Here is a 19355-nt window from a genome sequence, read left to right as displayed (position 1 = left end):
GTAGGCAGCAAGGGGGCTTTTCGCAGTAAGCGTCGCTACATGAGAGTCCTGTATGCAAGACACGATCGAAGCCGCGAAGATCCCCGAACTGCTCAAAGCGCCCAAGCGGTCGCATTATTCTCTGGAAGTGATGCTGGTGTGCACCCAATGGTTGCAGCGCGGGGTGGGCTTACGCTAGTTCTCGAACGAATGTACGGACGCCATGGCCAAGGTTTGCTTCTTCATTTTGCGCCCTCACAGAGTTAGCTCCTCATATGCAAGTCACGGACCATGATCGGACGTATTCTTCGTCACCCTCAGTCAAGTCTGGTAGCAATGCAGAGTGGACTCTTAGGGGATGACCATTTAGGCGTAACGTTTGGCGACGGCTTGTGGAATTTCTTCGCGCCATGGCAAGGCATCAACAACCGTTGACAGAATTTCCAGATTTTTGTCCCACCCGGCATCATCACCCGTCGTAAACATCAACATGACATTGCTTCGAGGTGCCCCCACGCGTTGCCACTGCAATGGACCGGCCAAGGATTGGATGCGCCAATCCCATCCGATGGAAATGGCTGGCATCGTGGTACTGATCCATTCCGTGTAGCCCGAAATATCCGTTTCCTGGCCGCAGTCCACTTTGCCGATTCTGTGTTCCATATCCAACCCGGACACAAGATGCCTCATGGGCGTGGAGAGCAACTCATCGATCGACAAGTGAACCAATCCGTCCGATGAAACTCGCATAATGAGGGTCAGGGCAATACCGGTAAAAATGTTAGCAGGGTTACTGTGATGTGGCCCCCAATATACCGCTTTAGGTCTGCTATGGAAATCATTTGCATAAGCAAGACTGAGAAATCAGCCCAGAAGTCCTAGCACCGCCGCACGCACTGTTGCAGCTGTTTTGTTGGCGGTTTTCAGCTTGAGCACCGCGTTCTTGATGTGGAAATTCACTGTATTTTCGGAAACCACCAATATGTCCGAGATTTCAGATGAAGTCTTGCCGTCGGCTGTCCATTTCAAAACTTCGATTTCCCGGCTGGTCAGATGGGGATGGCTTTCGGCATTTTGACGGCCCACAAAGATGCGTGACAAGGTCAGATGCGCGATGTGGGCTAACCAACGCATTTTGACCTCTTGAGCTGCGAGTTCTGCCTTAGACAGTGGTTCGCCAGAGCGTGCCAGGCTCAGCATACCGAAACCGCCCCTTACATCCAGCGTGGACTGCGCCCAACCGATACGCAATCCAAAAGACTGCGCCTCGTCCCACAGCTTTTGGACTGAAGCAAACACCTGATCGGACCACACGAGCGGAGTCTGGCTACGGCGCCCGTGCAATACGGTCGGGTCGACCGACACATAGCCTTCCTCTTCATATCGGCGTTGCCAAGTTGGACTGTAATTGTTCAAAACAATGGTCTTGGGACTGGTGAAATGCAAGGGGATACGCAAACCGTAAGCACAGTAAGTAAACCCCAGCGCCCGAGCAGAAGCCTCTACCTTGCGAAACACCTCGTGCTCATCTTGAGCATCCGCCACCGTGCTGAAAAGTTCCTCTTGCCAGCTTTTCATTATGTTCCCTCAACCTGCAATTGCGTAGAAATTCAACTGTCTATACGGTCAGTAGCATATACAAATTGCCGCTAATTTGCATGAAGCTTTCATTCTTTACACTGTGAGAGGCACACTGCCGAATTACCCTGCAGCAATCACGAAGACAACCTACCAAAGTTGGTAGTTTCGGATGCGGGCGCCAGCCCCTTTAATCGAAACAACGGCTTTCAAGGGACTGCGATGCAATTCATTTTCGGTGACTCCACGGCTCTGCCCCCTGACCTGTTGGTCGATATGGCGCGCTACCGCCACAAGGTATTTGTCAGAAAGTTGGGCTGGCAGTTGCAGTGCCAAGACGCCCTGGAATATGACCAGTTCGACCGTGCAGATACCGTCTACGTGGTTGCCCAGAATGAGGCAGCTGAAGTCATAGGAACGGCACGTCTGTTACCCACTACGCGCCCCTATCTGCTCGGTGACGTTTTTCCGCAACTCCTGCATGGAGCACCACCGCCATCCTCTCCGGAAGTCTGGGAGCTTTCGCGTTTTGCCGCTGTGGACTTCTCCGGTGGAACAGGTTCGGCCCTGGACCAGTTCTCTTCACCCATTATGCTCAATTTGCTGCGCACCGCCATGGAATGCGCGGCGGCTCGTGGCGCCAAACGCTTCATTACCGTTTCGCCTCTTGGTATCGAGCGCTTGCTGCGTCGACTGGGAATTCGAGCACACCGTATTGCGCCTCCGGTCATTGTGGATGGCCACCCCATCTTCGCCTGCTCCATCGCCTTTGACTCGGAATAGCGCCATGCCGACCCCGCTCCCTTTGCAAACGGTGGTTGCGCATACGGGCCGTGTGACGGTTGCACGGCGCCAACAGCTTTTGCATCAGCGACCCGTCACGGTCTGGCTGACAGGCTTGAGCGGCGCAGGCAAATCCACGCTCGCCTACGAAATGGAGCAGCGTCTGCATGATCAGGGCCTGTCAAGCTTTGTCTTGGATGGGGACAATCTGCGCCACAACCTGAATCGCGATCTGGGCTTTACTCCAGAGGAGCGACAGGAAAACATTCGCCGCGTCGCCGAAGTGGCCGCCCTGATGAACGATGCAGGACTTATCGTTTTTACCGCGCTGATTTCGCCCTGCCTTGCCGATCGGGCCATGGCCCGCAGCATCATTGGTAGCGCTCGCTTTATTGAAGTCCATGTCAGTACCGCTCTCAAAGTCTGTGAAGACAGAGACCCGAAGGGCCTATATAACAAGGCCCGTTCGGGGCTGATCCCCATGTTCACAGGAATTTCCGCACCCTACGAGCCACCAGATGAACCGCATATACGCGTGGATGCGGGCCAGTGTAGCGTGTCCGAGGCGGCAGCGCAGATACTTGACTATCTGCAGCAGCAGAGCGTGCTAGCTTGAGCGACGCCATGTCAGTCGAGCCTCCAAGCATTCAGGCCTACGATCTGTTTAACGGAGATGCCGATGGAATCTACGCATTGCACCAGCTCCGCATGGCACAAGCGTGCGACAGTCAATGGCTGACTTGCGTCAAACGCAACATTGCCCTATATCAAAAGTTGCCCACGAATGTGGCCCTGAGCGTCACCGCCCTGGATATTTCCTTTGCCCGCAATGAAGTGGGGTTGCGACAGGTGTTGGGGTTTGGGGGGCGCTTGCGCTACTTTGACCACCATGCAGAAGAAAAGAGGTTCGCCCATCCGCGGTTGGAATGCTACATCGACTGCACTCGAGACAACTTGCCAGCTCAGGCCGTTCGCCTGGCACGGAACAGTGGCTGCTCGGCGGGCAACAGAAGTGCTCGGGACCAGTTGGGACGCTTGCGGAACTACAACGCATACAGAGTAACCACAACAGAATTGCACATCCATCCGGTGGACCAGTGTCGGTCGGTCCACCGCTTCGAAGATCCCCAGGACTTCTTCGCCCGCTCTTCTGAATTTGGCCACCTTCGCGAAGGCTTCGCAGAAGACCATCAACTACCCAACGCACTTGCGCCTTTTGCACAAACAGTCTTGGCTGACGTGTACGTGCTTCCGGATACAGGCTGGACAAGGCTTCTGTCTGGCACCCTAGCCAACCAATTGACGAGCACGGACAGTAGCAAATCCTTCGCGGTGCTACCCCCTTGCTCCAGCGACACCTATGTGGTCAGCATACGAACTAGCGCAGCTTCACGCGCCCGCACAGACCTCTTTTGCCATTGCTACGCGGGAGGCGGCGGTCGCCATGCGGCTGGAGGCATCGACCACACACCCGCGTCCGATTTGGGGCGAATCATTGCCACTTCTATCAATATCTCTCGGGAGATTGCTCATGAGTACTTCCCCACTCAACACTGCGCGACCACGCCCGCTTTTAATGATTCCGCTGCGTCGTTGTGGTAGCCATGCTTTGCGTCTGCGGCTGAATTTCAACCCGGACTTCTATTCGCCATACCCCCTGCATATTGTGGATTTCATTCCCATATTGCCTCTTTACGGCGATCTGGCGGACGATCGCAACTACTTCAATCTGGTGATCGATGTGGTTGGGCTGCAAGCGGCTAGTATGGTGAAGTGGGCCGGTGTGGAGCTCACTCCCGAGGATATCTTCGAATCGATTCGCAATCAGCCCCGCAGCGTGCACCGCATCGTCTGGGAAATGCTGCTGCGGGCAGGTGAGCAGCGTGGCGCGCGTATCGTGATGGATAAGTCGCTCGACAGTGTGCACTTTGCGCACGAGTTGATGGACCTATTTCCCGATTTCCTTTTTCTGAACGTTGTGCGCGATCCACGCGCGCAAGTGGCATCCATGAACCGTGCCATCATCCACGACTTCGACTCCACCCTGAATGCCATGGCGTGGGTGCGCGCGCACCGCGTCGGCCAGACCCTAGCAAAGGAACACCCTGAGCGGGTTCTGACCATACGCTACGAAGACTTTCTTACCGATCAGGAGCAGATTCTGCGCAAGATATGCCAGTTCATCGGTATGGACTTCTTGCCGCAAATGCTCGATGTTGCAGGTTCGGCAGAAGCTCAGCAGCTTTCCAGAATGTCGGACTTGTGGGCCTCCAACTGCTTTGCCCCGATTCCTGCCAACAAGGACAAGTTCAAGACGCAACTGAGCATGCGCGAGATTGAAGTGATCGAAACGCTGACTCTTCCCTACATGCAGCAATACGGGTATGAACGCATGACCGATACCAGCGCCGAAATACTGGATTCAGCCGACATGGTCGACTGTGTCCAGCGTTCCGAGCAAAACCGGACAAAGGCATGGCAGCAGCTCGCGCAAAGCAATCCGAACGACTACGCAGCACGCCGTGTTCGTGCTGATTATCTGGAACGCGTCCGTTCCAGCCGCGAAACGACGGCACTTCTACTGCAAACCAATAACTAAGCATCCATAAGGAGGAGCAATGCGCATCTTGAATTTGAAATTGGGCGTTCGATTGGGGGCGGCTTTTGGCATTCTGTTGTTAATCACGGTCTTCATCGCCATGTTGGGAATAACGAGCATCGTGGCGCTGAAGAAGAACAACGAAAACATCTCAACTACAGAACTCAAGCGGCAGGATCTGGTGCAGCGCTGGCTTGCTGACGTCCAGGCGAATTGGCTTCGTACCGAGGCCACGTTGAAATCGAGCAACCCGGAATACGTTGCCCGTTTGAACAAGGACATCCGTGCCTTGGTGGAAATCCAGAGCAAACGCATGGATGAAGCTGGTACCTCCATGCACGACGGCAAGGAGAAAGAGCTGTATAACCAAGCAATTTCCGCAAGAAACATATACCGAACTAAACGGGCGGAACTCGTCAAGCTGAAAGAATCCGGGCAGGATGTAACCGTGCAAGTTGATGCAGACTTGGCCTTAGCTTACAAAAACTATGAAGGTATTCTGACGCAGTTGATGGAGCTCTTAGATCAGGGAGTTAGCCAGAATCTCACAGAAATTCAGCAACAAGCCGATACAAGCTTGTTGCTGGTATCCATGGGTACGGCTGCGTCCATCCTGTTGGGGGTCTTCCTGGCCTGGTGGACAACCCGTTCCATCACGGGGCCGATACGGCAGGCCGTGGATGCCACGACTGCCATCGCAGATGGTAATTTAGGCATTCACATCCCACCGGGCTCCAATGACGAGCCTGGCCATTTGCTGGAGGCACTGGCAGCAATGCGGACCAAACTGGCCGTGATCGTGGCCGATGTACGCCGCGGCGCGGAAACTGTCTCCACGGCCAGCATTCAAATTGCCCAAGGCAACAGCGACCTTTCGAGTAGAACCGAAAGCCAAGCCAGTGCGCTTGAACAGACGGCGGCCTCCATGGAGGAATTGGGCTCAACTGTGCATCAGAATGCTGAGAATGCCAAACTGGCCAACCAATTGGCAATGAAAGCCAGCAAGGTTGCGGAACAAGGCGGCAGCGCAGTGGCCGAAGTGGTCACCACCATGCAAGACATAAACGACAGCTCACGCAAGATTTCTGAAATCATTAGCGTGATCGACGGCATTGCGTTTCAGACTAATATTCTGGCCTTGAACGCGGCCGTTGAAGCCGCTAGGGCGGGAGAGCAGGGACGGGGGTTTGCCGTGGTTGCTAGTGAAGTACGCAGCCTGGCAGGACGTTCGGCTGCCGCAGCCAAGGAAATCAAGGAGCTGATCTCGGCCAGTGTGGAGCAGGTCGATCAAGGCTCGGCCCTGGTTGACAAGGCTGGTGTCACCATGACGGAAGTGGTGAATTCCATTCGTCACGTCACCGACATCATGGCTGAGATAAGCGCGGCCAGCAGTGAGCAATCTTCAGGGGTCTCACAAGTCGGCGAAGCCGTTACCCAGATGGACCAGTCCACCCAGCAAAATGCTGCCATGGTCGAGGAAATGGCCGCCGCCGCCAGCAGCATGAAGAGCCAAGCTCAAAGTTTGGTGGAGACAGTTGCCGTATTCAATCTGGGGGAAGAAAATCGGCTACGCGCAATGCCGTCACATTCAACGCCCCCGACACTCGCCTCAAGAAACCATGTTGCCCAAGTGTCCAAACCCAATCTGCGTGTGATTGATGGTGCGACTTCTCGTACAGTGGAAGGCAAGTCACGAATTGGCACGTAGTCTTTATTAACCGTCCTCTGAAGTTTTGGTGAGATGGCAAAGCACGGGCCAGTATTGATGGTCATCACCGATGTCAGCCTTGCGTACGGTTGCCTGCGCGAACCACCCCACAGTAAGCCGGTACATGAGGTAGCGTCATTAAAAGTCAGTGCATGCTTGGCCACAACTGTATGCTCCCGTCGCTACTACACAGCTTGGGGGAAATGTGCGCGCACTACGATAGAAATCTGTCTCAACCCAACTGCCGAATGTTGACGAGTTCGCCGTCGGTAATAGAACTTACCGCGTGCCAAGCCTGCTACCTGCAGTAGGTCCGCCAATCTATATTGCTGCCTCAATCCAGCAATTAGACGCGCCTTATCGGCGCAACTGGTCTCTTCGATCAGATCAAGGCTTGCAATTCTTTTAAATACGCGCCCTTCGCGTGTAGTCGCCCGTTCTCTTCCCGCAAGGCCTGCGCCGAATCGGGAGAGCGCTCGATTTGGTGGGGTGGATCATGCAACCGGAGTAGTCGTAGCCTTGTTCGACGGGAAATGTTTGTACCAATGGGCAAAGTCGTCATGCAGCACGCTGTCTACGACGCGCACTCGGACTGCAATAGCAGGTGAGCACTTGCCGGATCCATTCTCATCTGTTGTGACTTATAAACGCAGTGAGCGCAATGCGCAGAAGGTCAGTGCAGCTGCACATCTGATGGATCAGGAATGGTGCTTTCCGGTAAGACCAGTGCGATCGAACATTGTGACCTCGGATTTGCCCATAGCGGCTTTCAATTTGGTTTTTTCGCGCTAAGCGTGGGCAAATGAGAATGACGTGACATCGCTCCTGAATTGTGTCGCTCCCAGCTCTGCGATTACGCGGCCTTTTTCCAAGGGCAGATGAACTTTCCCGGCGGCCAAACCAGGTCCGCAGCCTACCAGTTCTATAGGCTTGCCACCTGATCGCCAGACCATTTGAGCAATTTTTTCGGCCCGACCCCGCTTCCGCAACTAGTCCTTGATTCAGGCGTGCACTACCTGGAGCCTTTGGTTGTCGAAAAAGTTGACAATTGCCCGTTGAACTTACAATGTGTTGTACCACCCCTTCGTCGCCACATCATGCTAGCTCTATGATTTTGTTAGGTAAAACCGGCCATTTAATTCGGTGGCCTAAATTTTGCTTTATTTGCAAATCGGCAATATTAATCTGTGATTTTCGGATATGTCGCGGCGTTGGCCTGCAAGAATCACGTTGACCTCCTCGGATAACTGTTAGGGACGTATATATGAACAATCAACATGAAAATGCTTCAACAGATGATGTTGAAGTCCTGCCGACATTAAAAGTCAATCAGGGACGGCGCCGGCTCGGAACCGCTGGTACCGCCGTTCTACTTACGTTGCCAGGGCGTTCGGCAGTAGCTGGCTGGGGAACGTGCACAGGCTCTGAACTGGCTTCGGGTAATCTTTCTCGCACTGGCACGGTCAACCCCTGCGGCTGCAGCCCTGGGTTCTGGTGGAATAACAACGGAGTCGCGCTTTGGACCTCTTCACCCACGCTCTACATCAACTATCCCAGAACTGCGAAATTCAACGACGTATTTGGTGTACCTTTTTACACTGACTCCAATGTAAAGTTGCAGGATGTTGGGCCCAGCACCAAGAACCCGAATAAATTCGGCGCAGCCGACAACACCGGCATGCATGCAGTTGCTGCTTTGCTGAATGCGCAGTTTTACGGTGCACGGTATCCGGTTTTGGGAATGCAGACAGCCGCCGCAGTTATTTCTGCATTCAAAGCAGCCTGTGTGGACAAGAACTCTCTTGCGGCATTTGTCAGCAGAGTTGATATCTATGGAAAGACAGCCGACCTCTGGTGCAACGGAAGCCCCGAGAGCTAGATTTGATTGAATCGTGTTCGACGTCCGCAAATGCATTGAGATTGCGCCCTGGAGTGCTCTGGAGAGAGCTACAAAGATGGCGTGGCGGTGTGCGTGCCTGAAACCTGCGAGAACCATATTCTTCCACCTGGATTTTAGGGGATGATGGAATCGCCGAGTCGTGTCTTGGTACGTGATCAAGACAGTATTGTTGAGAAGCCGCCCGACTATTTAGAATAGGTTTGGACCTGAATCGGATCAGGTGATCGAGCGATTCAAGTCACTTTCCAGATTGGATCAAGGACTTGTTGCAATAGAGTCACAGCTCCAGAAGCTTTTTGCTCTGGCCTATGAACTCGCTGTTCCTGCAGAAGACGTCATCGTTCTGCAGGACATTGCCAAGCACAGATCAATTTCCAACGCTGCGGCCATCGATGTCATGGCATGGATTGCCAAGGCTGCCAAAAAAGTGAAGGCTGCGAAGACGGCTGGACGCAAGGTTGCTGCAGCCGAAGCCCTAACAGCTAACGACGCAAAGCTTCTGTCTCATCTGCAAGGTATTTTGAAATCGGATATGGGTACTGCTGTTACTGGTGCCGCATTGGCAGCTGGGGTAATGCTCCCATTGGGCTCCGTAGGTATATCTCTGAAAAGAGTTCTAGTCTCGGGCACAGTCAAATTGGGTGGCCACGGAATCTTTCAACTTGGCGAAAGCTCCGTAAACACTGCGGCCGACGCCGAGCCTGGGAAGAAGATGAATGCAGTTGCCAAGAAAGGAATAACAGCTAAGGCAGAAAAGGCAGTGAGCAAGCCTGCTAAATCCAAGGTGGCTCCCAGGACCAAAGCAGCGCTGAAGGTAAGCAAGGTGATCTAAGCCGTTTCAGCACCCACAGTTGAAATTGCCGCCGCGCAGGTCTAACCATTTGCGCTTAGAGCAGTCCATCAGTAGGGTCCTGCAGGCAACTTCTTTTTGGGCGGTTCCAGAAACGATTATCCCAACGTTGCACAATGGCCATATCTATTCGATATTGGACATTGCTTACGCACGTGGCGGCGGATGAAGTCTCACATGCAACATTTCGCATAATTGGGCCCCAACTGCGTCGGCCGGGCGAGTGATAAAAAGGGGTGAGTGGCTTTGAAGAAACCAAAAAAGAAACATAGTTTGAGCAAATTGAATCGGGACACACTCAATATGGTCATGCTAACCGCAAATCCGGTCTGGCGTGCCTTTGCGAAGAAGCCAGTGTCACAGACGACTCGGACCAGTATCGGCCTGGCAGGTCGAATGGCACTTTACGCGCTTACAAACGGTGGTGGGCAGTTCGAGCACTTCAGAGAACTCGTTGTTACCGCCTATGCCAGCATTGTTTTAGCAGAGCAAGGATATGGAAATGAAATGCTTGGCGATTTCAATCAGGCATTGGATACCATCCTCGAATGCCGAGTAAGAGTGCTGAATGGAGGGTGCTATAGCCTTAGTGAGCAAGAGGGCCATATGGTAAATACACTTCTGGAACTTCACGAGGAGCAAGTGCAGCTGGCCGAAGAAGCTGAATTGGCTTCAGCAATCGTTGAAGGGTACCGGCGGGCGCAGGAATCAAATTGAGACGGTCTGTATATGATTCCAGACATTTTGGAGCCTCATTTTTTCGGCGTTGCCGATAGCCGACATTCATGGCCTTACCCGAAAGAGAGCCTAGCAACTGCCCGGAGTCCGAGAACAGCTAGATAGGGTAGCAGCGCTCATCGGCGCGATGTCAATTTAATCGCCACACGCAACTCTTCTTCGTCCTTTGATTCTCGCTGGCGCAGCAACGATATCAACTTTTCGGTCAATACGTGTTCCGCACTTAGCAAAACGATTCCATCTCGGGTAGTCAGGTCCTTGGCAACGACCATACCAGGACGCAGCTCATCAACACCAAGTACCACCGAAGCAACTTCGTTGTTGGGCGTGGCTTTAATCAATACCTGCAAAAAGACGTCCACCACTTCCGGATTGAACTGATTGCCGCGTCCATGCAAAATCATCGAACGAGCCTCAGCCGCCGTGAGTTTCGATGTGCTCAAGTTCCCGGACTGCATGTCCATATAAGCTTCAACCACAATCAATATGGCCGCGGACAGGGGGATACGGTCACCTGCCAATCCATCAGGAAACCCTTTTCCATCGTGCCGCTCGTGGTGCCAGCGAATGAGGCTCGCTACTCCCTGCATATCCTCCTGTGAGAGAAGCGCTTGTTCCCCCCAAGCCGGGTGACGTCGATACTGCAACATCTCCTCTTCTGTAAGGCGGCCCACCGGGCGAGTAAGAATGCTGTCCGCCAATCCGATCAGTCCAATGTCATGCAGGAGACCCGCGACAAAAATTTCCTGCTGCTGCTTTTCATTCAAACCCATGGTCACTGCAGTGCGTCTAGCCAAATCTGCGACCTGACGCGAATGTCCCGAAAGACTGCGTCCACGCAATTCCATGAGACTGGAAAAAACCTTGATGGAATTGAGGTAGTTGCTCTTCAGCTTTGCGTGCGCCACCTGCAGCTCTGCGGTACGTTCCTGAACCCGCACTTCTAGCCCTGCATTGAGAACTTTGAGCTCTTCATTCTGTGCTGCAATCTGCTTTTCCAGCTGACGCTTTTGCAGCTCCAAGGCCTTTCGTTCCAGAGCTTGTTTGACAATTAATATCAAATCGTGGTCATTCCAAGGCTTGGTAATGTAGCGGTAGATCTCGCCACGATTGACCGAACTCATGATGTCGTCCACATCTGCATAGCCCGTCAGGAGCAAACGCGTGGTGTCCGGCCACCGACCCCGCACTATTTCCAGGAAATGCGCACCATCCATTTCTGGCATTCGCATGTCTGAAATAACCAAATCAATGGCATTTGATTCCAGGATGCCGATTCCGGCCACACCACTTTCAGCCGTAAAAATCTGAAACCCATGGGGACGCAGCAACCGTCTTAGTGACGACAATATATTCATCTCGTCATCAACGCACAATATATTCATCGGAACTGATACCGTGGATTCCAACATCACTGCTTGGTCTCCTTGGACTGGACAACCTGATCACTCTGCACCAGTGGCAACGTAATGCGGAAGGTTGTTCCCTTTCCAACTTCAGTATCTACTTCAATTCTTCCGTGGTGTTTCTGAATGATTCCATAAGACAGTGAAAGTCCAAGACCTGTGCCCTTGCCCACAGGTTTAGTCGTGAAAAATGGATCGAATATCCGTGGTACGACATCCTTTGGAATACCACTACCTGTATCCGCTATTTCTATCCAAACACTGTTATCGATCTTGAGATCGGCTGCGCCTTGAAGCTTGGCATTGCCTACACCAGATCGAATGTATATTTTTCCTCGATTGGGACCAATCGCGTGCGCGGCATTGACAACCAGATTCATGACAACCTGATTTATTTCAGACGGCATGCACTGAACTTCCGGAATGTCGCCATATTCCTTTACGACATCTGCCTTGTACTTGACTTCGTTGTTCACCACGTTCAGCGTAGACTCAATTCCTCGGTTGAGATCGGCAAATTGCCATTGCGGTTTAGCATCCACGTGCGAGAAGTCTTTTAGGTCTTGCACAATCTTTCGCACTCTTGCAATACCTTCTTTGGACTCCCTCATCAGATTCGGAATATCTTCTTTCAAAAAATCAATCTCCATTTCCAGTTTCTTGGCTTGCAGTGCTCGCAACGCCTCCGGTGCAATCTGCACGTCACATGCCATTTCATATGCTCGCAACATCTGAAATAATTTCTCCAGATATTCTTCCAGCATTCCGAAATTGGAGAATACGTATCCGATTGGATTATTGATTTCATGCGCCACCCCTGCCGCAAGCAATCCAATGGATGCAAGCTTCTCTGACTGCACCAGGTGTTCTTGAGCTGTTGAAAGTTTGTCATTGAGGGCGCTCAGTTCCAAATTCCGATTCAGCAGTTCCAACTCTACCGACTCACGACGCACTACATCTTGTCTCAAAGCATCATTGACTTCGGCAAGTTGGGCGGTGCGCTGCGTCACCATGTCTTCAACTTCCAGCTGGGCCTTCATCAATGCTGATTCAGCAACCTTGCGCTCCGTAATATCCTGAAGTGTTTCAATGGCCCCAACAACGACTCCATCTTCGTCTCTTAGTGGTGCGGCGGTGAAAAACAGCCAGCGGCCAGACGTGCCGAGATTAGGAAAGAATCCTTCTGCTTCATATGCATCAGGAATGACCAGGGAATTTCGATATCGATTCTCATACAAATCGGCAACAATGCTTTCCATGGACCCATCCACTATCAGATCAGCCATGATGGGTCTATCAACTCCATACAGTATCTTTCCCAGATCGCTGGTTCCTATGACGGATTCGGCGGGAACTCCAAGCAGAGTGGCACAGGCTTGGTTGTAGTGCGTAACAAGGTGCCTGGAATTGACAACGAATGTTGCTATTGGACTACCGTCAAAAAAATCAGCCGGGTCCAACGCTGCCAGGCCTTGCACAGTGCTTTTGGTAGGCGTCTCGGAATGCAGCATAGCTTGTCCTTAAAAAACGCAAAACAACGCCAGCACATAGATCAGCCAGCACGTTGTCATATTTCATCCACAATTCGTATCATCCTTCAAGTTAATGGTACTTAATTGCCGCAAGAAAACCGCGAAATATGCGTTGAATTGGTTCTCACTTATCATCAAAAAGTCCGTCTTTCTTCCATGTGTAATATTCCACGCATCTAACACTGCTGCAGCTAAGAATTGGAGATTCTCCCTATTCATTGCAAGGCGGATTCAGCAAGTGGTTTAGATTGTTTGACGGGCAAAGTTACACGAAACAACGTGCCCTTTCCTACTTCGGTCTGCACTTCAATGTTGCCGTGATGTTTTTGCACAATACCGTAGGATAAGGACAAACCGAGTCCGGTGCCCTTGCCCACAGGCTTTGTGGTGTAAAACGGATCAAAGATGCGGGGTAGGATTTCCTTTGGAATGCCGCAACCTGTGTCCTCCACTTCAATCCAGACCTGATTGCCATCGGACCCCGTACGGATATAGATCTTCCCGCGCTCCCGATTGATAGCGTGCGAAGCGTTGATGACCAGATTCATAACGACCTGGTTGATCTCAGATTGAACACACTCGACCAGCGGAATCTCCCCGTACTCCTTGATGATGTCAGCATGGTACTTAATTTCGTTATTCACCACATTCAGGGTTGAATCTATTCCTTGACGCAGGTCGCTGGCATGCCAATCTAGTTGTGAGTCTACATGAGAGAAATTTTTCAGATCCTGCACAATTTTTCTGACGCGCTCAATACCATCACGCGACTCTCTCATTAGGTCCGGTACATCTTGCACGAGGAAGTCAATTTCCAATCTTTTCCGCAAATCTCTCAATTCTCTGGTTTTCTCGTCATCATTTACAGATGTCTCATGGGCCTGGTAAGCCAACAGCATTTCAAAAAGGCTGGATTGGTAGCTCTCCAGCATACCGAAATTGGAGGAGATATACCCGATGGGGTTGTTTATTTCGTGTGCAACGCCTGCCGCGAGTTGCCCAATGGAGGCCATTTTTTCCGACTGGATTAGTTGCTCCTGGGCTTGGGAAAGCTTTTCGTTGAGGCAAGTCAGCTCATTATTGCGGCTCAGCAACTCGGCTTCAATACGTTTGCGCTCCGTAATGTCTCGTGCGAGGCCAAGAAGGCCAATCACGTTGCCTTCCGCATCACGCAGATGCACTTTGGTCGTTTGCAGCCATCCAATTTCACCTGTATTCAAATTTGGGACCTGCTGTTCACAAGCAATTAAAGGCTCGCCCGAACGAATTAACTTCTGCTCTATGGAAAAATACTCTGTTGCAAGCTCCACAGGGTAAAAATCGAAATCTGTTTTTCCAATCATCTCCTCAGGAGTTCTCTTCCCCATCAGATTAGCCACGGCCTTATTGGCCAAGATAAATCTGCTTTGAGTGTCCTTGGCGTAGATCCGATCGGGCATGATGTCGATGAGTGTGCGAAATACCAGCGCTTGGATATGAAATGCCGTGCTTGAGCTACTAAGTTTACGTTCGTCTGGTTCATTAAGCCAGTCTTTGCCAGGGACTATTTTGGTATTCATGAGCTGCCTCCATCGGTTGAGTCATAAGAATATCAGATTCGTAACAGGAGAACCCTTCCTTTCAACGTGTAGAGATATTTCTTGAATTCCGCAACTCGTTGAATATAAATATGATGCATATCGACCATCAGAAGTGGATCTGCAAATTTAAACAGTACTTCCTTGAGATTCCTTAGTCCACGGTGATCTCTCAACTGCCCATGGCAGAGGTCATCAGCTACCATCAAACATTTAATGCGCCGCGCCGGTCAAAACGGAATTGCCCAGTTGTAACGGCAAGCACCCCGATGGCGGGTGCTTAGATTTCCAGCGTCAGCGGAACTTCAAAACGGCCGCTGTGTTCAGACATTACATGCTTGTGATCAATGCTCGGAAACTCCGGACGCAATAAACTGTGGATTCGCTGTAACTACACAACATGCCCACATAAGGGTGAAGATTGGGGACAGCTGCCGGTTGGCCTCTTCGCAAAAAAAGACCAAGAAGCGCAGTGCACTGGTGCAACCAAATGCCACTCTCCAAACGGTCCCATCAGAAGGAGGGGGGGACCAACGGCGACAAGTATAAAGCGCGAACCTGCCTGAGCCAGCGTTCGGCACTACCCAAGTAATCATCCTGCGGACTCTCTGGTTGAAATGCCAAGTTGGCCACTTAGTTTGAAAACAGACACTAGGTCGACCAAGTCACGGGACTTGGAACGCAGGGCACCGGCGGCGTTGGCAATCTCTTCAACCAAGGAAGCGTTTTGTTGCGTGACCTGGTCCATTTGAGTGACGGCCTCACCGACCTGTGCAACGCCTTGGCTTTGTTCCGTACTGGCAGTACTAATGTCTGTCATGAGGTCGGTCACCCTTTGTATGGCGCTTACCACCTCGTTCATCGTTTCACCGGCCTGGTGGACCAGTGCAGTGCCTTGTTCTACTCGCTCCACACTGGTACCAATGAGGGTCTTGATCTCTTTGGCGGCGTCCGCAGCCCGGCCAGCCAGGCCACGGACTTCGGTGGCAACCACGGCAAAGCCACGGCCGTGTTCACCTGCTCGGGCGGCTTCTACTGCCGCATTTAGAGCTAGGATGTTGGTCTGAAAAGCAATGCCGTCGATGACACTGATGATGTCGAAGATTCTCTTCGAACTGTCGTTGATGCCCTTCATTGTGTCCACAACGCGGGCAACGACTTCCCCACCTTGGATCGCCACGGCAGAGGCGTTGCGGGCCAAATGGGTGGCTTGGGTGGCGCTGTCAGCGTTTTGCTTGACCGTAGCGCCAAGTTGTTCCATTGAAGCAGCGGTTTGTTCAAGTGCACTGGCCTGATTCTCTGTTCGTGAACTGAGATCTTGGTTTCCCTCCGCGATCTGAGCGCTCGCCACGGCAACACCTTCAGAATGCTGGCGCACATTGCTGACAACCTTTGCCAAACCGGCTTGCATGGCCTTTAGTTGGGCCATCAGACTACCAGTGTCACCCGGCCGTAAGCTGATTTCAGCGCTAAGGTCACCAGATGCTACGCTTTGTGCGACCCTGGCTGCCTCGTGTGGCTCACCACCCAAGGGGTGGGTCACCGAGCGCGTGACCCACATAGCCAGGAGCAGGCCCAATGCAATCGATACGCCCGAAATGATGCTCAAAAATATCTGGCTGGAATCAGCCGTGTGCTCGGCTTCTTTCTCGGCGTACGACAATCGCTCCTGCACATATGCCTGCACTAGATCCACATTTTTGAGGTATTCCAGAACAAGGGGCTGCAGGTCACGATCCACTTCCGCACCAACATCCTCGCCCGCCAGTTTCCTCTTCAAAAGAGCATCACGAATGTCACGGTAGCGTTGGCGGGACTTGCCAACCTGATCAACCAGCGCTTGACCTTGTTCATCATTGATGAGCGCGTCCAACTCCTTTTGCACGACGTTGATGTTGTTGACAGTATCGGCAATATCTTTTTGCAGCGAGGTAATATAGGCGGTATCCGACGTTTTCAGCAACGCATGCAGCCGCAGCCAGTTGAGATTGATGGCCGCTGACCAGCGCAAAGCGAGCGTGTTACGTTGATTGTGGATGGTTGCAATTTGCTTGCTGTCGCGTTTGAGCGTCTGAAGATGCCAGACACCCAAAGCTGCCATTGCGGCGGTAATTAATATCATGACAGCAAAAGCTGCAGTTAACCGTGTGCTGACTTTTGTGGTCGAGATTCTCATGATGAAACATCCTCCCGGGCTGCTGAAAAATTATCGTTAGATGCCGTGCGCTTCAAAAAAACTGTTGAGAGTGGCCGTGTCAGTGACACCTGCCACCAAATTGGTCTTTCGAGAAACGCACTACTTATTAGGGTAAATACTAACCCGATTTAGCATCAAATGCGAATTCAATATTACAAAGCGGTTACCAATAGCGGATAGTGGGGTGCAAAGTATATGTATGGTCAAAGCGCAGACAAGGTGTGAAGGAGCCGCTCTCCAGTTTTGAAATTCAAATAGCCGAAAAATTTGAGTCCGCACTTATTCCCCGCAGGAACAAGTCATATTCCCCCGGCGAAAAGAATGGGCCTTCGCCTAGATGAATTCTCCAACCCGTCCACAAATAAAAGATCATCCAATTCGGATCCGTGGATGTTGACGCCGATCGAATCTTGTTCGCAGAGTTGTACGCCATGCATGACGTTCGCTACGCATCAACGTCATGGGATTGCTAATTAACCAGCTCCTCAATCAAAGACAGCATCGACGTCGTGCCCGGCGCTTGGGCGCGATGGTCACGCTTTCTCCGGCGCAGTCGACTGAAGTCCGCACGCTGGACGCTGGACGCAGAACGTCTGCGGCATGGCAATCGTCGGGCATCACCTCCTTCGTCAGGATACCGATTCCTACAAAGCCAACTGACACAATTAACATTAAAACGCGAGTTCAAGTTGTGCACTGCGTGCCCGCCAGGGATCAAGACGGCTTCAAGATCGGCCTTCGATTCGTGAATCTGCCGGAAGTTGCCGCCTTGTCCATCCGGCAGTTTTTAGAGGCTTAAAGTCTATCGCCAGTCTATGGCCTCGCGGCCCATGATGCGCATCTAGATATTTATCCCCATTTCGGATGGATGAGGCTGTGCATAACACTCACCCAGCCTTCAATTTACCCTCCGCCCACATATGCCTAAGAATGCACACTCAGCGCTGACTTACCATTAGTGGCGAGTTGGCATTTGAAATTTGCACCGGTTTATGCGAGGAATCCCTAACGCCTGCCCAATGGCATGAATATTGCTGTGATTTCATAAGGGGTCTACTGTTTAGAGATGACGAGAAGTGAACAAGATTTGCAATATGAAAAGGCAATTTAGTGTACTTGGCGATGGCCTTATATCGCTGCTTGCTGGTTTGATGCCATGAGTGCAACAATCGCAGAAGACTCCCAAGTATGGGAGCAATTCAATGTCGTACGGGGTCATCGTTTGACGCTGGCATATGTGGTTTGCCTAACCATCATTGGCATACTTTCTTTGGGTGCCCACTATTTCGTCCTTGAGGTTATTCAGCAGCAGAAGAAATCTAGCGCGGTGATTAACTTGAGTGGACGTCAGCGCATGCTGTCACAGCGCATTGCTTTTTTGTCGATGGAATACGGGCTGAAGTTTGACGCACAGTTGCGCGAACAACTCGAAACTGCCATTGATGAGATGGCCAGGGCTCATGAGCGACTCACCTTGGGAGACGAAACCGGCGGAGTTCCGAGGCCGGGTTCACCGCAATTGAAGAAACTGTATTTCACACCGCTTAGTGGCATTGATCCTTTGGTGCGGTCCTACATAGCAGATGCACGTTTATTGTTGCAAATTGTCCCTAATAGGCAAGAAATTCTGGCCTCTGCAGTCCACAAAAGAATTGTGGAGGCGGCTTCAAATCAGTTGCTGGTTCAATTGAACAGTGCTGTGCTGGAGTACGAGCGACAAAATGTGTCCGCCGTTGAGGATCTTCGCCAGATACAGACCGCACTTTTGCTGGTACTGGTAGTCGTTTTGCTGGGCGAGGCCCTGCTGGTCTTTCGACCACTGGCCGCCAAGTTGCACCAGTTTGCGCAGGCTCTGGCGCGCATGGCAATGCACGACTGGCTCACAGGCCTACTCAATCGCCGCTCACTGCACGAAGCGGCGTCACGGCTGGCAGCAATGCAGAGTCGAAGAGAAATGCCACTAAGTGTCTGGCTGGTTGATATTGACCATTTCAAGCGCATAAACGATCAGCATGGCCACGGTGGTGGCGATCTGGTGCTCAAGCGTGTTGCGACGGTGCTAGCCGAGAGCATGCGCACCGAGGACTGTGCGGCCCGTTGGGGCGGTGAGGAATTTGCCATCTTGCTGGCTGGTGCGGACGAAGCTCGTTCCATGGAAGCCGCCCAACGCATGCGAGTACGCATCGCTAACACGGAGATAGACTTGCCAAGTGGCACAAAAGTGAAAGTCAGCGTCAGCATAGGCGTCAGCCGTTGGAACCCCAGCGTAGGTGACAGCTTTGAAGCAGCGCTTGACCGCGCGGACAAGGCCTTGTATCGCGCTAAGGCAGAAGGACGCAATGAAGTTCGCGCCGAAGACGCGTACACTTCGCCATCGTTGCGCCATGATCTAGCTGCATTGGACACGTCATTTCTGGCCCCATCGGCTACTTAGAAAGTGCTACCCACCGCTACACGGCGTCAACACACTTTGAACTTTGGGAGTGTTGAAAAGTGAGAAACCTTAGA

The 19355-nt window shown here is 52.1% G+C and carries 17 protein-coding genes; 11 read left to right on the top strand and 6 right to left on the bottom strand.

Annotated elements, in window-relative coordinates; translation table 11 throughout:
- The first annotated feature begins 52 nt into the window (after positions 1-52).
- Positions 53-178 carry a hypothetical protein gene (locus AAGF34_RS16485; RefSeq protein ID WP_342616803.1) on the top strand — a complete coding sequence of 42 codons (126 nt, stop codon included), beginning with the start codon at positions 53-55 and terminating at the stop codon, positions 176-178.
- Between the two features lie 167 nt (positions 179-345).
- Here the strand turns inward: AAGF34_RS16485 and AAGF34_RS16480 are convergent, their stop codons facing one another.
- Entirely contained in the window at positions 346-699 is a 354-nt protein-coding gene (locus AAGF34_RS16480) for a DUF4902 domain-containing protein (RefSeq protein ID WP_342616802.1), read from the bottom strand.
- A gap of 144 nt (positions 700-843) precedes the next feature.
- Positions 844-1557: an autoinducer binding domain-containing protein gene (locus AAGF34_RS16475; RefSeq protein ID WP_342616801.1), complete on the bottom strand. Its 714-nt coding sequence runs from the start codon at positions 1555-1557 to the stop codon at positions 844-846.
- Between the two features lie 222 nt (positions 1558-1779).
- On the opposite strand from AAGF34_RS16475, the gene AAGF34_RS16470 reads away from it, so the two are divergent.
- The 8 genes from AAGF34_RS16470 (at position 1780) to AAGF34_RS16435 (ending at position 10114) form a co-directional block, all read left to right on the top strand.
- The gene (locus tag AAGF34_RS16470; RefSeq protein WP_342616800.1) at positions 1780-2340 is read left to right on the top strand and encodes an acyl-homoserine-lactone synthase; all 561 of its coding nucleotides are present in this window, start codon (positions 1780-1782) and stop codon (positions 2338-2340) included.
- A gap of 4 nt (positions 2341-2344) precedes the next feature.
- A complete protein-coding gene (gene cysC / locus AAGF34_RS16465) occupies positions 2345-2956 on the top strand; it encodes an adenylyl-sulfate kinase (RefSeq protein ID WP_342616799.1) in 612 nt (203 codons plus the stop codon).
- Complete coding sequence (locus AAGF34_RS16460) at positions 2953-3942, top strand: hypothetical protein (RefSeq protein WP_342616798.1); 990 nt, start codon at positions 2953-2955, stop codon at positions 3940-3942. Before cysC ends, AAGF34_RS16460 begins: the two co-directional genes overlap by 4 nt.
- Complete coding sequence (locus AAGF34_RS16455) at positions 3872-4939, top strand: sulfotransferase (protein WP_342621115.1); 1068 nt, start codon at positions 3872-3874, stop codon at positions 4937-4939. Before AAGF34_RS16460 ends, AAGF34_RS16455 begins: the two co-directional genes overlap by 71 nt.
- Positions 4940-4958: 19 nt before the next feature.
- The gene (locus tag AAGF34_RS16450) at positions 4959-6647 is read left to right on the top strand and encodes a methyl-accepting chemotaxis protein (RefSeq protein WP_342616797.1); all 1689 of its coding nucleotides are present in this window, start codon (positions 4959-4961) and stop codon (positions 6645-6647) included.
- A gap of 1264 nt (positions 6648-7911) precedes the next feature.
- A complete protein-coding gene (locus AAGF34_RS16445; protein WP_342616796.1) occupies positions 7912-8526 on the top strand; it encodes a hypothetical protein in 615 nt (204 codons plus the stop codon).
- A 241-nt stretch (positions 8527-8767) separates the two neighbouring features.
- Positions 8768-9379 (top strand): hypothetical protein, encoded by a 612-nt coding sequence (locus tag AAGF34_RS16440; RefSeq protein ID WP_342616795.1) that lies wholly within the window; start codon positions 8768-8770, stop codon positions 9377-9379.
- A gap of 264 nt (positions 9380-9643) precedes the next feature.
- A complete protein-coding gene (locus AAGF34_RS16435) occupies positions 9644-10114 on the top strand; it encodes a hypothetical protein (RefSeq protein ID WP_342616794.1) in 471 nt (156 codons plus the stop codon).
- Positions 10115-10251: 137 nt separating this feature from the next.
- Here the strand turns inward: AAGF34_RS16435 and AAGF34_RS16430 are convergent, their stop codons facing one another.
- The 4 genes from AAGF34_RS16430 to AAGF34_RS16415 form a co-directional block, all read right to left on the bottom strand.
- Entirely contained in the window at positions 10252-11547 is a 1296-nt protein-coding gene (locus tag AAGF34_RS16430) for an HD domain-containing phosphohydrolase (RefSeq protein ID WP_342616793.1), read from the bottom strand.
- Positions 11547-13052: an ATP-binding protein gene (locus AAGF34_RS16425; RefSeq protein ID WP_342616792.1), complete on the bottom strand. Its 1506-nt coding sequence runs from the start codon at positions 13050-13052 to the stop codon at positions 11547-11549. Before AAGF34_RS16425 ends, AAGF34_RS16430 begins: the two co-directional genes overlap by 1 nt.
- 236 nt (positions 13053-13288) lie before the next feature.
- Positions 13289-14632 carry an ATP-binding protein gene (locus AAGF34_RS16420; protein ID WP_342616791.1) on the bottom strand — a complete coding sequence of 448 codons (1344 nt, stop codon included), beginning with the start codon at positions 14630-14632 and terminating at the stop codon, positions 13289-13291.
- Between the two features lie 610 nt (positions 14633-15242).
- Positions 15243-16826 (bottom strand): methyl-accepting chemotaxis protein, encoded by a 1584-nt coding sequence (locus AAGF34_RS16415; RefSeq protein ID WP_342616790.1) that lies wholly within the window; start codon positions 16824-16826, stop codon positions 15243-15245.
- Between the two features lie 481 nt (positions 16827-17307).
- Between AAGF34_RS16415 and AAGF34_RS16410 the strand changes: the two genes are divergently transcribed.
- Together AAGF34_RS16410 and AAGF34_RS16405 are read left to right on the top strand one after the other, a co-directional pair.
- Positions 17308-17646, top strand: a complete 339-nt coding sequence (locus AAGF34_RS16410) for a hypothetical protein (RefSeq protein ID WP_342616789.1) — start codon at positions 17308-17310, stop codon at positions 17644-17646.
- A gap of 357 nt (positions 17647-18003) precedes the next feature.
- A complete protein-coding gene (locus tag AAGF34_RS16405) occupies positions 18004-19281 on the top strand; it encodes a diguanylate cyclase (RefSeq protein WP_342616788.1) in 1278 nt (425 codons plus the stop codon).
- Positions 19282-19355: the final 74 nt, after the last annotated feature.

This window comes from Rhodoferax sp. GW822-FHT02A01 (genome assembly GCF_038784515.1).
GTDB lineage: Bacteria > Pseudomonadota > Gammaproteobacteria > Burkholderiales > Burkholderiaceae_C > Allorhodoferax.
Note: the sequence above shows the minus strand (reverse complement) of the source record. Positions and strands in the feature narration are given on the sequence as shown.